Here is a 14,124-nt window from a genome sequence, read left to right on the forward strand (position 1 = left end):
CGTCGTCCGAAGTGTGCGAGGCGGTCTGAGGTCGTCCGATGCGCCGGCCCTCCCCCAGAGGCGTGGACACCCGTCCCACGGTTTCCGGTACCGCGCCCCCGCACCAGCCTAATCACCGGACGCCCGGCACAGGCAGGCCCGCCCGCCCCTCGGCACCAGTCCATCACGTCGGTGACGCCGCGACCACGCCGGTGACTCCACGACGAAGCGGCGGCAGTTCCCCGCGTCACACGGAAAACCGGGCAAAAGACCGGAAGTGCCGCGCGCTGGGCGGGAGTAGCGGCCCGAGGTCTCGGTGACGTCTCGGTTCAGTCCATGCGGCGCGGTGTGCCCAGCAACCCGGTCTCCGCGTCCGTGGGCTGCGTCATCACGTACCGCCGGTCGCGTTCGGCGCACCACAGGGTCAAGCCGTCGGCGAGCGTGGGAAGCGCCTCCACGTCCGCACGGGGCAGCGCCAACGCGCGCCCCAGCTCGGCGGCTTCGTCCGGCGAGATCCGCTGCACGCCGACCAGCCTGGCCTGCCGGATGAGACGCGGGGCGACCGGGCTGAGATACGGCAGCAGCGTCAACACGGCCTGCCAGGGCCCGGAGACGACCCGCCCCCGCGGCGGCCGCATCCCGCAGTCCCGCACCACCAGCACCGGCGTGCCCGCCGAAGCGCCCTGCGGAGGCACCCGTCCCACCTCGTGCACGGCCGGCCCGTTCTGCCCGCCGCCCATCGCGTGCAGCATCTGCACCCAGGCCTGCGGCCGCCCCGTCTCCACGGTGACCCGCGCCCCGGTCGCCGCCGCCCTGAGCGCCGGCACCTGCGCCGTCCACAACCCCCCGATCACATCACGGAGGGGGAGCAGCAGGTGAGTATCGCGGCCTCCGCGGCAGCCACCGGAGAAGGGCGCGGCGCCGCGCCCACGGCGAGGACGGGGCTCGGCTCCTGCCGGTCACCATCGTCGCCCCCGACAGCCGGATCGACGTGGCGCTGCCCGACGACGTCCCCGTCGCCGACACCTACCCGGAGATCCTCCGGCTCACCCGGCAGAGCCCCGCCGAAGGCGCCCCGGTCGGCTACCACCTGGTCCGCCGGGACGGAACCGTCCTCGACAGCTCACGGTCGTTCGCCGCCCAGCACATCCTCGACGGCGAACTCCTCACCCTGGCGCCCCTTCTCCGCGTCCCTGCCGCCCGCGGTCTTCGACGACGTCTCCGAGGCGGTCGCCGCCGCGGTGACCCGCGAGCACACCCTGTGGAGCGGCCAACTGACCCGCGCCGCGGGCCTCGTGGGCGGAGGCGTCCTGCCGGCCCTGCTCGCCTTCGTGGCCTGGAACGGCGACCCGCGCCACGACATGAACAGCCTGCCCGGCGTCCTCGCCGCGGTCGTCGGCGTCCTGCTGGTCGCCCTCGCCTGCGTCCGGGCCCGCGTCTACGACGACCGCGGCTCCGCCGTGGCCCTAGGTCTCGGTGCGCTGCCCAACGTGGCGGTCGCGGGCTCCGGCCTCCTCCCGCTCGCCGACGGCCAGGGCATCGGCCGGCTCCAGTTCCTGCCGGCCTGCGCCGCGGTCCTGCTGGCCTCGGTCCTGCTCACCCTGTGCTCACCCCGCGGGGACGGCCCCTTCGTCGCCTTCGCGGTCGCCTCCGGGACGGGAATGACGGCGGCCTTCGCGGCGATCCTCGCGCACTGGACCCCCGCCGAGACGGCCGCTCTGTGCGCACCCGTCGGCGTGGGCGCCCAGGCCTTCCTGCCCGGCCTGTCCATGCGCTTCGCCCGCCTGCCGATCGGCTTCGACGCCCCGGACTCCGGCGCGCGCAGCGCGTACGGCGCCGAGCCCACGCCCCGGGAGCCGGTCGACGCCGAACGGATCGCCGCCCAGGCCCGCCGCGGCCACGAACTCCTGGTGGGCCTCGTCGGCGGCTGCGCCGTGCTCGGCTTCTCCGACGACGTCTGGGCGCAGCTCCTCGCCCTGGCCACGGGCATCGCCCTGCTGATGCGTGCGCACCTCTTCCGCTACACCGCGCAGGTCGCCCCCGTGCTGGCCGCGGGCCTCGGTTCCCTCGTCCTGCTCGGTCTCGGTCTGGCGCTGAGCCCGCCCCACCCGGTGGTCCACGCCGCGCTGACGGGCGACCGCACCGACCTGGACCTTCGCACGATCTGGCTCGTCGCGGCGATCGCCGCAGCCTCCGCGATCGTCACCTCGATCGGCCTGATCAGCTCCCGCGGCGCTCTCACACCGTTCTGGGGCCGGTTCATGGAGATCGCCGAGGGCTTCGTCCTGCTGACCTTGGTGCCGCCGGCGCTGGCCGTCTTCGACGTCTACGCCACCGCGCGCTCGATGACCGGCTGACCGGCTGGCCCGCACCCGGACGCGGAGAGCGACCGTGACGATCGCCGCCCCGGCCGCTCACCTCCGCACCGCCTCACCGGACCCGGACCGCACCGGGCTCCCGCCGTCCCGCTCTCAGCTTTTGTCCCCCGGCGCCGGCTCCAGGTCGAACTCGCCGTCGCGGGCGCCGAGCACGAAGGCCCGCCATTCCGCCTCGGTGTAGCGAAGCACCGTCTCCGGGTCGAGCGACGACCGCATCGCCACGGCGCCCTCGGGCAGGTGGGCGATCTCCACGCGCTCCTCGTGCTGCTCCGTGCCCGGCGCGCACTGCCACTCGACGCCGGAGATGTCGAGCGCGTAGAGCTCGTCCCGCTCCCGGTCCTTGCGCGCCCGGACGGCCGCCGCGGTCTCGGCCGCCTCGGCGCCCCCGGCGCTCCCCGCGCCCCCGGCATGCGCAGCCTGCTGGGCGTTCCCGGCCCGTCCCACCTGTCCCACCGGTCCGGTCCGCCCGGTCTTCTCGGCTTCGGCCATGTCATCGGCCATGATCGGCTCCGACCCTTCCCTCTGTTCCCGCTGTGCCAACGAGCTGTGGCGTCACCCTACTTGCCGCAGTTCTCCCAGCTCAGAGGTTCCTCCTTTACGTTCCGGCCCGGCATCACGCCCCCTACACTGCCCCCACCCGGCGAGGTGGACACTCCAGCCCCACCGCGGCCCTGCCCACGCGCCGCCCCCGGCGAGCGACCCGCCCGCGCGGCGCTCGCCCGCCCGTGCCGCGCCCCCCCCGGACCCTCCCGGACAAGCCCGGCGGAACGGCCTGATACCCTGGCTCTCGGCCGTTTGTGTACGCACCCCCGGAAGCGCCCTGAGGCAGTGCCTGAGGTTCTGGAGGTCGCGCTCAGCGGATCCCCGCCTCCCGAGTAACGGAAGCTCCCCCGAGACACAGACCGGGGGCACTCGGTGGCCACTGAAAAGACTACGAGGAGTACGCGTGCCGCTCGACGCCGCTACGAAGAAGCAGATCATCACCGAGTTCGGCCAGAAGGAGGGCGACACCGGCTCCCCCGAGGTCCAGGTCGCCATGCTGTCGCGCCGGATCTCGGACCTGACCGAGCACCTCAAGACGCACAAGCACGACCACCACTCCCGTCGTGGTCTGCTGATCCTGGTCGGTCAGCGTCGCCGCCTGCTGCAGTACCTCGCCAAGAAGGACATCCAGCGCTTCCGTGCGCTGGTCGACCGCCTCGGCATCCGCCGCGGTGCGGCGGGCGCCAAGTAGGACGCCGTGAGGGGAGCGGTTCCCGGCAGCATCGGGACCGCTCCCTTTTGCTGTACACGGCTCGCAACCGCTGTACGCGGCTCACGCCGGTCGTGCAGCCGCGGGACGCATCCCGGCAGGGTCCGTCGTACGCCCTGCCGGTCGCGGAAACGTGCGGAGTGTCACCCACGCTTTGTAGTGTGGTAGCACGACGCAGGACGTACGACCCAGCGTGATGACGTGTGCTCGCTGCGGGTACACGTCACCACGCACACCGAACGAGGAGAAGCGCACCGCACCGCCGCCGGTCCTCGGTAGTGGCCCCCGGGACAGAGAAACCCGGGTGCTTCGATCGAAGACCGGCCCGCACCGAACGGAGCGCTTCTCCGCAACCGTCCCCCTGCCACACGGGCAGCGAGGGACGAAGACGAGGAGAATTCGCTAGTGGAGAACGAGACCCACTACGCCGAGGCCGTCATCGACAACGGCTCCTTCGGCACCCGCACCATCCGCTTCGAGACGGGCCGCCTGGCCAAGCAGGCCGCCGGCTCCGCCGTGGCGTACCTGGACGACGACACCATGGTGCTGTCGGCCACCACCGCCTCCAAGAACCCCAAGGACCAGCTCGACTTCTTCCCCCTCACGGTGGACGTCGAGGAGCGGATGTACGCCGCCGGCAAGATCCCCGGCAGCTTCTTCCGCCGTGAGGGCCGTCCCTCCGAGGACGCCATCCTCACCTGCCGGCTGATCGACCGCCCGCTGCGCCCGTCCTTCAAGAAGGGCCTGCGCAACGAGATCCAGGTCGTCGCCACGATCATGGCGCTCAACCCCGACCACCTGTACGACGTCGTGGCGATCAACGCCGCCTCCGCGTCGACGCAGCTGGCCGGCCTGCCCTTCTCCGGCCCGATCGGCGGCGTCCGCGTCGCGCTGATCAACGGCCAGTGGGTCGCGTTCCCGACGCACACCGAACTCGAGGACGCTGTCTTCGACATGGTGGTCGCCGGCCGCGTCCTGGAGGACGGCGACGTCGCGATCATGATGGTCGAGGCCGAGGCCACCGAGAAGACCATCCAGCTCGTCGCGGGCGGCGCCGAGGCGCCGACCGAGGAGGTCGTCGCCTCCGGTCTGGACGCCGCGAAGCCCTTCATCAAGGTGCTCTGCAAGGCCCAGGCCGACCTCGCCGCCAAGGCCGCCAAGCCCACCGGCGAGTTCCCGGTCTTCCTCGACTACCAGGACGACATCCTGGAGGCGCTGTCCGCCGCCGTCCGCCCGGAGCTGGCCTCCGCGCTGACCATCGCGGGCAAGCAGGACCGCGAGGCCGAGCTGGACCGCGTCAAGGCGCTCGCCGCCGAGAAGCTCCTGCCGGAGTTCGAGGGCCGCGAGAAGGAGATCTCCGCCGCGTACCGCTCCCTGACCAAGCAGCTCGTCCGCGAGCGCGTGATCAAGGAGAAGAAGCGCATCGACGGCCGCGGCGTCACGGACATCCGTACGCTCGCCGCCGAGGTCGAGGCCATCCCGCGCGTGCACGGCTCGGCGCTGTTCGAGCGTGGCGAGACCCAGATCCTGGGCGTCACCACCCTCAACATGCTCCGCATGGAGCAGCAGCTGGACACCCTCTCCCCGGTGACCCGCAAGCGCTACATGCACAACTACAACTTCCCGCCGTACTCCGTCGGCGAGACCGGCCGCGTCGGCTCCCCGAAGCGCCGCGAGATCGGCCACGGCGCGCTCGCCGAGCGCGCCATCGTGCCGGTCCTGCCGACGCGCGAGGAGTTCCCCTACGCGATCCGTCAGGTGTCCGAGGCCCTCGGCTCCAACGGCTCGACGTCCATGGGCTCGGTCTGCGCCTCCACCATGTCGCTGCTGAACGCCGGTGTGCCCCTCAAGGCCCCCGTCGCCGGCATCGCCATGGGCCTGATCTCCCAGGAGATCAACGGCGAGACGCACTACGTCGCCCTCACCGACATCCTCGGTGCGGAGGACGCCTTCGGCGACATGGACTTCAAGGTCGCCGGCACCAAGGAGTTCGTCACCGCCCTCCAGCTCGACACCAAGCTGGACGGCATCCCGGCCTCCGTCCTGGCCGCGGCCCTCAAGCAGGCCCGCGACGCCCGCCTCCACATCCTCGACGTGATGATGGAAGCGATCGACACGCCGGACGAGATGTCCCCCAACGCCCCGCGGATCATCACCGTCAAGATCCCCGTGGACAAGATCGGCGAGGTCATCGGCCCGAAGGGCAAGATGATCAACCAGATCCAGGAGGACACCGGCGCCGAGATCACGATCGAGGACGACGGCACCATCTACATCGGTGCCCAGGTCGGCTCGCAGGCCGAGGCCGCCCGCGCCACGATCAACGGCATCGCCAACCCGACCATGCCGGAGGTCGGCGAGCGCTACCTGGGCACGGTCGTCAAGACCACGACCTTCGGTGCGTTCGTGTCGCTGCTCCCGGGCAAGGACGGTCTGCTGCACATCTCGCAGATCCGCAAGCTCGCCGGCGGCAAGCGCGTGGAGAACGTCGAGGACGTGCTCGGTGTGGGCTCCAAGGTCCAGGTCGAGATCGCCGAGATCGACTCGCGCGGCAAGCTCTCCCTGATCCCCGTGATCGAGGGCGAGGAAGCTGCTGAGGACACGAAGGACGACTCCGACAAGTGACGTCGAGTAGCTCCCAGGCGACGGCCCGCACCTCTTCGGAGGCGCGGGCCGTCGCCCGTACCCAAACCCTGATCAAGGGCACGGCCGGCATCGGCGTCGTCCGCAAGACCACCCTCCCGGGCGGCCTGCGCATCGTCACCGAGACCCTCCCCTCGGTCCGCTCCGCCACCTTCGGCATCTGGGCGCACGTCGGCTCCCGCGACGAGACGCCGTCCCTGAACGGCGCCACGCACTACCTGGAGCACCTCCTCTTCAAGGGGACGAACCGCAGGTCCGCGCTGGACATCTCCTCCGCCATAGACGCCGTCGGCGGCGAGATGAACGCGTTCACGGCGAAGGAGTACACGTGCTACTACGCGCGCGTGCTCGACACCGACCTGCCGCTCGCCATCGACGTCGTCTGCGACATGCTGACCGGCTCGCTCATCCGCGAGGAGGACGTCAACGTCGAGCGCGGGGCGATCCTCGAAGAGATCGCCATGACCGACGACGACCCCGGCGACTGCGTGCACGACCTGTTCGCGCAGACGATGTTCGGGGACACCGCCCTGGGCCGCCCGGTCCTCGGCACCGTCGACACGGTCAACGCCCTCACCGCCGACCGCATCCGCCGCTTCTACAAGAAGCACTACGACCCCACCCACCTGGTCGTCGCGGCCGCCGGCAACATCGACCACAACAAGGTCGTGCGCCAGGTCCGCGCCGCCTTCGACAAGGCCGGCGCCTTCAGGAGCGCCGACGCCGCGCCCATCGCCCCGCGCGACGGCCGGCGCGCGATCCGCACCTCGGGCCGCGTCGAGCTGATCGGCCGCAAGACGGAACAGGCGCACGTCGTCCTCGGCATGCCCGGCCTGGCCCGCACGGACGACCGCCGCTGGGCGCTCGGCGTGCTGAACACCGCCCTGGGCGGCGGCATGTCCTCCCGGCTCTTCCAGGAGGTCCGCGAGAAGCGCGGCCTGGCCTACAGCGTGTACTCGTACACCTCGGGCTTCGCCGACTGCGGTCTCTTCGGCGTCTACGCGGGCTGCCGGCCCTCACAGGTGCACGACGTCCTGAAGATCTGCCGCGACGAACTCGACCAGGTCGCCGAGCACGGTCTGTCGGACGACGAGATCGCCCGCGCGATCGGCCAGGTGAGGGGCTCCACGGTCCTCGGCCTGGAGGACACCGGCGCGCTGATGAACCGCATCGGCAAGAGCGAGCTGTGCTGGGGCGAGCAGATGTCGGTCGACGACATGCTCGCCCGGATCGCCGCCGTGACCCCGGACGAAGTCCGTTCGGTGGCCCGCGACATCCTGGGCCGACGGCCGTCGCTGTCGGTCATCGGCCCGCTCAAGGACAAGCAGGCCGCCCGCCTGCACGACGCGGTCGCCTGACCCGGCCCGGCCGGGGCAGGCACCACCACCTCCGCAAGCACCTTCGGTACGCACCTCCCGGTAAGCACACCCGGCAGGCATCTTCGGTAAGGAAGCACAGAGATGAGCAAGCTGCGCGTGGCCGTCCTCGGCGCCAACGGCCGGATCGGCTCCGAGGCGGTCCGGGCGGTCGAGGCCGCCGAGGACATGGAACTGGTGGCCGCCCTCGGCCGCGGCGACAAGCTGGAGACGCTGACGGAGACCGGCGCCCAGGTCGCCGTCGAGCTGACCACCCCGGCCTCCGTCATGGACAACCTGGAGTTCTGCGTCGGACACGGCATCCACGCCGTCGTCGGCACCACCGGCTGGACCGACGAACGCCTCGCGCAACTCGGCGGCTGGCTGGACGCCTCCCCCCGCACGGGCGTGCTCATCGCGCCCAACTTCTCCATCGGGGCCGTCCTCACCATGAAGTTCGCGCAGATCGCCGCGCCTTACTTCGAGTCCGTCGAGGTCGTGGAACTGCACCACCCCAAGAAGGTGGACGCCCCCTCCGGCACCGCCACGCGCACCGCCCAGCTCATCGCCGCGGCCCGCCGCGACGCGGGCACCGCACCGGCGCCGGACGCCACCGAGACGGGCCTGGACGGGGCGCGCGGCGCGAACGTGGACGGCATCCCCGTGCACGCCGTCCGGCTGCGCGGACTGCTGGCCCATCAGGAGGTCCTGCTGGGCGGCGAGGGCGAGACCCTCACCGTCCGCCACGACTCGCTGCACCACAGCAGCTTCATGCCGGGCATCCTGCTGGGCGCCCGCAAGGTGGTGTCCACGCCGGGCCTCACCTTCGGCCTGGAACACTTCCTGGACCTGAACTGAGCCTGTGACGTCATGCGCGCGAAGATCTCCTATGCCGTCACGGCCGCCGTCCTGGTCTTCTACTTCGTCCTGGTCGGCAGCCGCGGCGTCATGCTCATCCAGTCCGGCACGCTTCTGACCGTCACCTTCGGCGTGGCGGTGCTCATCCTGCCGGTCATCGGCGTCTGGTTCCTGTGGAAGAACACCCAGTTCGTCCGCCGGGCCAACGCTCTCGCCGCCGAACTCGACGCCGAGGGCGGCCTGCCCGTCGACGAGCTGAAGCGCACCCCCGGCGGCCGGGTCGACCGCGACTCGGCCGACGAGGTGTTCGCCCGGCGCAAGGCCGAGACGGAGGCCGCGCCGGGGGACTGGCGCACCTGGTTCCGGCTCGCCGTCGCCTACCACGACGCCCGCGACACCCCCCGGGCCCGCAAGGCGATGCAGCGCGCGATCGCCCTGCACGACGGCAAGCCGGTCCACACCGCCTGAACAGCGGGCACACCGGCGGCCGCGACCGCACGCACACGAAAGGGGCCGGCCCGCGACACCGCGGGCCGGCCCCTGACGTCCCTCTGCGCGGACTCAGCCGCGCCGGTTCTCCGACGCCCACGCCTCGACCGAGTCGGCCGCCCGGTCGAACGCCTCGGGGCGCGCCAGGAAGTCCGCCCCGTGCGTGGTGAGCAACGGCGCCGCCTCGCCGGGCGCGTCCCGCCGCACGACGGTCAGCGCCTCGCCCTGCACGGTCCGCGGCAGCCCGAGCCAGCGCACCGGCTGCTGGACCGTGCGCACGGCGAGAACCCGCTCCCACGGCAGGGTGCGCGTGCGCAGGAAGCTCACATGGCGCAGTCCGCGGTCGCTCACCCACACGCCGACGCGCAGCAGCCGCAGGGCGGCGGCGATCACGAGGAGCGAGCAGCCGAAGACCGTCCCCGCCTCGGACACCGATCCGGTCAGGGCGATGATGACGGCCGCGAACAGCACGTACGAGGCGAGCAGCAACACCAGCGCGGCCGCGCCGACCCGCCACGGACCTGGCCGGTAGGGGCGCCGCCAGCGGTCGCGGTCGTCGAAGGGCAACGCGACGTCGTCCGCCGTCTCGAACGCGCGGTCGGCCGTCAGGAAGGGCAGGGGCACGGCTGGTCCTCACTCGTCCATGCGTGGGCTGTGCCCGGTGAGGCTATCCGGCTGTGTCCCGGCTCACCACCTTCGGGGGCCGGATGGCGGCGGCGTGGTGCTCAGCGCCCCTGCACCGCCTGCGGCTGCGGTCCCTGCGCGGGCTGGTTCTGGCTCAGCGCCGGCATCCCGACGACCAGCGAGCCCACCAGCGCGGCCACGATGGTGAGCCCCAGCAGCCAGCGCCCGGCTATCTGGCTCACCGAGGACCGTTCGGGAGGCGGGGGAGTGACATTGCTACGGAACCTGTCGGCCTCGGCGAGAAAGGCGAAGGGTACGGGCTCGCGCCGGCGGAACATGGTGGGTACTTCCTCCTGGGAGAAGTCGTGAGGACGCTGCCGAGGGGGACCTCGTCACTGGTTCAGACGAGCGAGTGCCCGAAAACGTGCCCCATATCGGCAGACGTCCCGCACGAATCCTCCGGGCACGCCGACGGAAGCCCGCCCCGGCGGTCCCCGTAGAGTTGTCGCCGCTCCGAAGACGCGACGGAAGGACCCCCGCACCGTGACCGACAGCCCCGCCGACGACCTCAAGCCAGGCTTCCGCAGCGACGTCACCGTCGAGCTGGTCAAGCACACCGCGTCCGACGCCGACGTGCTCTTCGCCGCCCGCGTCTCGACCGTCGGCGAGCAGTCCCTGGACGAGCTGGGCAAGGACCCGGAACGCTCGAAGGGCCTGATCAACTACCTGATGCGCGACCGGCACGGCAGCCCGTTCGAGCACAACTCGATGACGTTCTTCATCAGCGCCCCGATCTTCGTGTTCCGCGAGTTCATGCGGCACCGCGTGGGCTGGTCCTACAACGAGGAGTCGGGGCGCTACCGCGAGCTCCAGCCCGTCTTCTACGTCCCCGGCGAGGACCGCAAGCTCGTCCAGCAGGGACGGCCCGGCAAGTACATCTTCGTCGAGGGCACCGAGGACCAGCAGGAACTCGTCAGCCGCACCATGGAGGACTCCTACCGCCAGGCCTACCAGGCCTACCAGGAGATGCTCGCCGCCGGGGTCGCCCGTGAGGTGGCCCGCGCGGTCCTGCCCGTCGGCCTCTTCTCCTCGATGTACGCCACCTGCAACGCGCGCTCCCTGATGCATTTCCTGGGCCTGCGCACCCAGCACGAACTGGCGAAGGTCCCCTCGTTCCCGCAGCGGGAGATCGAGATGGTGGGCGAGAAGATGGAGGCCGAATGGTCCCGGCTCATGCCCCTCACCTACGCCGCCTTCAACGCCAACGGCCGGGTGGCCCCCTGAGGGAGGCGGTCACGGAGACGTATGTACGGATCATCCGTGCGAAGTGTCCGTATTGCGGCATTTAGAGAAGTTCATCTAGCCTGATCAAACGGACCCGGCACTGCTTGAACCCCCGAGCAGGCAGTGCCGGGCTCCTCTTTTGTCATGACCTTCCGGACCCCGTGGGCAGACCCCGCGGTGAGCAACGAGTAGCGTGTCACCCATGGCTCCGACCTCCACTCCGCAGACCCCCTTCGGGCGGGTCCTCACCGCCATGGTCACGCCCTTCACGGCGGACGGCGCACTCGACCTCGACGGCGCCCAGCGGCTCGCCGCCCACCTGGTGGACGCAGGCAACGACGGCCTGATCGTCAACGGCACCACCGGCGAGTCCCCCACCACCAGTGACGCGGAGAAATCGGACCTGGTACGAGCCGTCCTGGAGGCCGTCGGAGACCGCGCCCACGTCGTCGCGGGAGTCGGCACCAACGACACCCGACACAGCGTGGAGCTGGCCCGGACGGCGGAGAAGACGGGCGCGCACGGCCTGCTGGTCGTCACCCCGTACTACAACAAGCCCCCGCAAGAGGGCCTGTACCGGCACTTCACGACCGTCGCGGACGCCACCGCCCTGCCGGCCATGCTCTACGACATCCCCGGCCGCAGCGGCGTCCCGATCAGCACCGAGACGCTGGTCCGGCTCGCCGAGCACCCGCGGATCGTCGCCAACAAGGACGCCAAGGGCGACCTGGGCCGCGCGAGCTGGGCCATCGCGCGCTCCGGCCTCGCCTGGTACTCCGGCGACGACATGCTGAACCTGCCGCTGCTCTCCGTGGGCGCGGTCGGCTTCGTCTCGGTGGTCGGCCACGTGGTCACCCCGGACCTGCGCGCCCTCGTCGAGGCGTTCACCGCCGGCGACGTGCAGAAGGCCACCGAGATCCACCAGAAGCTGCTGCCCGTCTACACGGGCATGTTCCGCACCCAGGGCGTCATGACGACCAAGGCCGCGCTCGCGCTCCAGGGTCTGCCCGCCGGACCGCTGCGCTCACCCATGGTCGAGTGCTCGCCCGAAGAGGTCGAACAGCTCAAGATCGATCTTGCCGCGGGCGGGGTACAGCTCTGACAACGGACTTCACAACTGAATAAGCAGGCCACCGGTGCCTGCGATCCACAACGACAACTGCTTCTGCACGAACGTCATGCGCGCCACGTGCCCACCGGTACGTGGCGCGCGTGTTTGAGGAGGGTCTTTTGAGTCATCCGCATCCACAACTCGCCCCGCCGCCGCCACTGCCGGAGGGCGGCCTGCGCGTCACGCCGCTGGGCGGCCTCGGTGAGATCGGCCGGAACATGACGGTCTTCGAGTTCGGCGGCCGTCTGCTGATCGTCGACTGCGGTGTGCTCTTCCCCGAGGAGGAGCAGCCCGGGATCGATCTGATCCTGCCGGACTTCACGTCCATCAGGAACCGCCTCGACGACATCGAGGGCATCGTCCTCACCCATGGTCACGAAGACCACATCGGCGCCGTCCCCTACCTCCTCAGGGAGAAGGCGGACATCCCGCTGATCGGCTCCAAGCTGACCCTCGCGCTGATCGAGGCCAAGCTCCAGGAGCACCGGATCCGCCCGTACACCCTCGAGGTGACGGAGGGGCACCGGGAGCGCATCGGCCCGTTCGACTGCGAGTTCATCGCCGTCAACCACTCCATCCCGGACGCTCTCGCGGTCGCCATCCGCACGCCGGCCGGCATGGCGGTCCACACGGGCGACTTCAAGATGGACCAGCTCCCGCTGGACGGCCGCCTCACCGACCTGCACGCGTTCGCACGTCTGAGCGAGGAGGGGATCGACCTCCTCCTCTCCGACTCGACGAACGCCGAGGTCCCCGGTTTCGTGCCGCCCGAGCGGGACATCTCCAACGTCCTGCGCACGGTCTTCGCGAACGCCCGCAAGCGGATCATCGTGGCCAGCTTCGCGAGCCACGTCCACCGCATCCAGCAGATCCTCGACACCGCGCACGAGTACGGCCGCCGCGTCGCCTTCGTGGGCCGCTCGATGGGCCGCAACATGGGCATCGCCCGTGACCTCGGCTATCTGAAGGTCCCGCCGGGCCTGGTCGTGGACGTCAAGACGCTCGACGACCTCCCAGACCACGAGGTGGTCCTGGTCTGCACGGGTTCCCAGGGCGAGCCGATGGCGGCCCTGTCCCGGATGGCCAATCGCGACCACCAGATCCGGATCGTCCCCGGCGACACGGTGATCCTGGCCTCGTCGCTCATCCCCGGCAACGAGAACGCGGTCTACCGGGTGATCAACGGCCTGACGCGCTGGGGAGCCAACGTCGTCCACAAGGGCAACGCCAAGGTGCACGTCTCGGGCCACGCGTCCGCGGGTGAGCTGCTGTACTTCTACAACATCTGCCGCCCGAAGAACCTGATGCCGGTCCACGGCGAGTGGCGTCATCTGCGCGCCAACGCCGAGCTGGGAGCCCTGACCGGCGTCCCGCACGACCGCATCGTCATCGCGGAGGACGGCGTCGTCGTCGACCTCGTCGAGGGCAAGGCCAAGATCACCGGCAAGGTGCAGGCGGGCTATGTGTACGTCGACGGCCTGTCGGTCGGGGACGTGGGCGAGCCGGCCCTGAAGGACCGGAAGATCCTCGGCGACGAGGGCATCATCTCGGTCTTCGTCGTCGTGGACTCCTCCACCGGCAAGATCACGGGCGGTCCGCACATCCAGGCCCGCGGCTCGGGCATCGAGGACTCGGCCTTCTCGGCCGTCACCCCGAAGATCGCCGAGGTCCTGGAACGCTCCGCCCAGGACGGCGTCGTGGAGCCGCATCAGCTCCAGCAGCTCATCCGTCGCACGCTGGGCAAGTGGGTCTCCGACACCTATCGCCGCAGGCCGATGATCCTCCCGGTCGTCGTCGAGGTCTGACGGGCGCACGACCCGCCGTACAGGTGAACCCGGAGCGGGGCCACCCGATTTGCATCGGGCAGCCCCGCTCCAGTACGTTTACGGCTCCGCCCGAGCGGGAACGCCTCGACGCCTTGCGCGTCGGGACCGAACCCGGGAGGGGCCGGGAAAACCGACTCAGAACTTCTGATAAAGTCGGAACCGCCGGAAAGGAAACCGCGAAACAAAAGCGGGAACCTGGAAAGCACCGAGGAAATCGGATCGAGAAAAGGTCTGATAGAGTCGGAAACGCAAGACCGAAGGGAAGCGCCCGGAGGAAAGCCCGAGAAGTTCGGGTGAGTACAAAGGAAGCGTCCGTTCCTTGAGA

Annotated in this window: 12 protein-coding genes and 2 pseudogenes; 9 read left to right on the forward strand and 5 right to left on the reverse strand. The window is 70.7% G+C overall.

The window, feature by feature from the left end:
- Positions 1–308: 308 nt before the first annotated feature.
- Positions 309–833: pseudogene (locus ACGFSH_RS33855) on the reverse strand (hypothetical protein); the annotation flags it as partial.
- A 21-nt stretch (positions 834–854) separates the two neighbouring features.
- Between ACGFSH_RS33855 and eccD the strand changes: the two are divergent.
- Positions 855–2,336, forward strand: a pseudogene (eccD, locus tag ACGFSH_RS33860) (type VII secretion integral membrane protein EccD).
- 114 nt (positions 2,337–2,450) lie between these two features.
- Here eccD and ACGFSH_RS33865 read toward each other — a convergent pair.
- Entirely contained in the window at positions 2,451–2,801 is a 351-nt protein-coding gene (locus ACGFSH_RS33865; protein ID WP_393355391.1) for a DUF397 domain-containing protein, read from the reverse strand.
- Between the two features lie 502 nt (positions 2,802–3,303).
- Here ACGFSH_RS33865 and rpsO point away from each other — a divergent pair.
- From rpsO to ACGFSH_RS33890, 5 genes are all read left to right on the forward strand, one after another.
- Positions 3,304–3,591: a 30S ribosomal protein S15 gene (rpsO, locus tag ACGFSH_RS33870; RefSeq protein ID WP_003993372.1), complete on the forward strand. Its 288-nt coding sequence runs from the start codon at positions 3,304–3,306 to the stop codon at positions 3,589–3,591.
- Between the two features lie 423 nt (positions 3,592–4,014).
- Positions 4,015–6,234: a polyribonucleotide nucleotidyltransferase gene (locus ACGFSH_RS33875; protein ID WP_069773759.1), complete on the forward strand. Its 2,220-nt coding sequence runs from the start codon at positions 4,015–4,017 to the stop codon at positions 6,232–6,234.
- Positions 6,231–7,610, forward strand: a complete 1,380-nt coding sequence (locus ACGFSH_RS33880; protein WP_393355369.1) for a M16 family metallopeptidase — start codon at positions 6,231–6,233, stop codon at positions 7,608–7,610. The genes ACGFSH_RS33875 and ACGFSH_RS33880 overlap by 4 nt, the downstream gene beginning before the upstream one ends.
- Positions 7,611–7,712: 102 nt before the next feature.
- A complete protein-coding gene (gene dapB / locus ACGFSH_RS33885; protein ID WP_329414243.1) occupies positions 7,713–8,465 on the forward strand; it encodes a 4-hydroxy-tetrahydrodipicolinate reductase in 753 nt (250 codons plus the stop codon).
- A 12-nt stretch (positions 8,466–8,477) separates the two neighbouring features.
- Complete coding sequence (locus ACGFSH_RS33890) at positions 8,478–8,933, forward strand: hypothetical protein (RefSeq protein WP_393355372.1); 456 nt, start codon at positions 8,478–8,480, stop codon at positions 8,931–8,933.
- A 93-nt stretch (positions 8,934–9,026) separates the two neighbouring features.
- Here the strand turns inward: ACGFSH_RS33890 and ACGFSH_RS33895 are convergent, their stop codons facing one another.
- Positions 9,027–9,578 carry a hypothetical protein gene (locus ACGFSH_RS33895; protein ID WP_393355374.1) on the reverse strand — a complete coding sequence of 184 codons (552 nt, stop codon included), beginning with the start codon at positions 9,576–9,578 and terminating at the stop codon, positions 9,027–9,029.
- A 101-nt stretch (positions 9,579–9,679) separates the two neighbouring features.
- The gene (locus ACGFSH_RS33900; protein WP_393355376.1) at positions 9,680–9,916 is read right to left on the reverse strand and encodes a hypothetical protein; all 237 of its coding nucleotides are present in this window, start codon (positions 9,914–9,916) and stop codon (positions 9,680–9,682) included.
- Between the two features lie 205 nt (positions 9,917–10,121).
- Between ACGFSH_RS33900 and thyX the strand changes: the two genes are divergently transcribed.
- The 3 genes from thyX to ACGFSH_RS33915 all read left to right on the forward strand — a co-directional run bounded on the left by thyX (position 10,122) and on the right by ACGFSH_RS33915 (position 13,778).
- Positions 10,122–10,862, forward strand: coding sequence for an FAD-dependent thymidylate synthase (gene thyX / locus ACGFSH_RS33905; RefSeq protein ID WP_393355379.1), 741 nt, complete (start codon positions 10,122–10,124; stop codon positions 10,860–10,862).
- 202 nt (positions 10,863–11,064) lie between these two features.
- Positions 11,065–11,964, forward strand: a complete 900-nt coding sequence (gene dapA, locus ACGFSH_RS33910) for a 4-hydroxy-tetrahydrodipicolinate synthase (protein ID WP_393355381.1) — start codon at positions 11,065–11,067, stop codon at positions 11,962–11,964.
- A 128-nt stretch (positions 11,965–12,092) separates the two neighbouring features.
- Positions 12,093–13,778: a ribonuclease J gene (locus ACGFSH_RS33915; RefSeq protein WP_393355383.1), complete on the forward strand. Its 1,686-nt coding sequence runs from the start codon at positions 12,093–12,095 to the stop codon at positions 13,776–13,778.
- A gap of 156 nt (positions 13,779–13,934) precedes the next feature.
- Here ACGFSH_RS33915 and ACGFSH_RS33920 read toward each other — a convergent pair.
- A partial coding sequence (locus ACGFSH_RS33920; RefSeq protein ID WP_393355385.1) for a hypothetical protein occupies positions 13,935–14,124 on the reverse strand: 190 nt, incomplete at its 5' end.

This window comes from Streptomyces sp. NPDC048481 (assembly GCF_043200075.1).
Classification (GTDB): domain Bacteria; phylum Actinomycetota; class Actinomycetes; order Streptomycetales; family Streptomycetaceae; genus Streptomyces.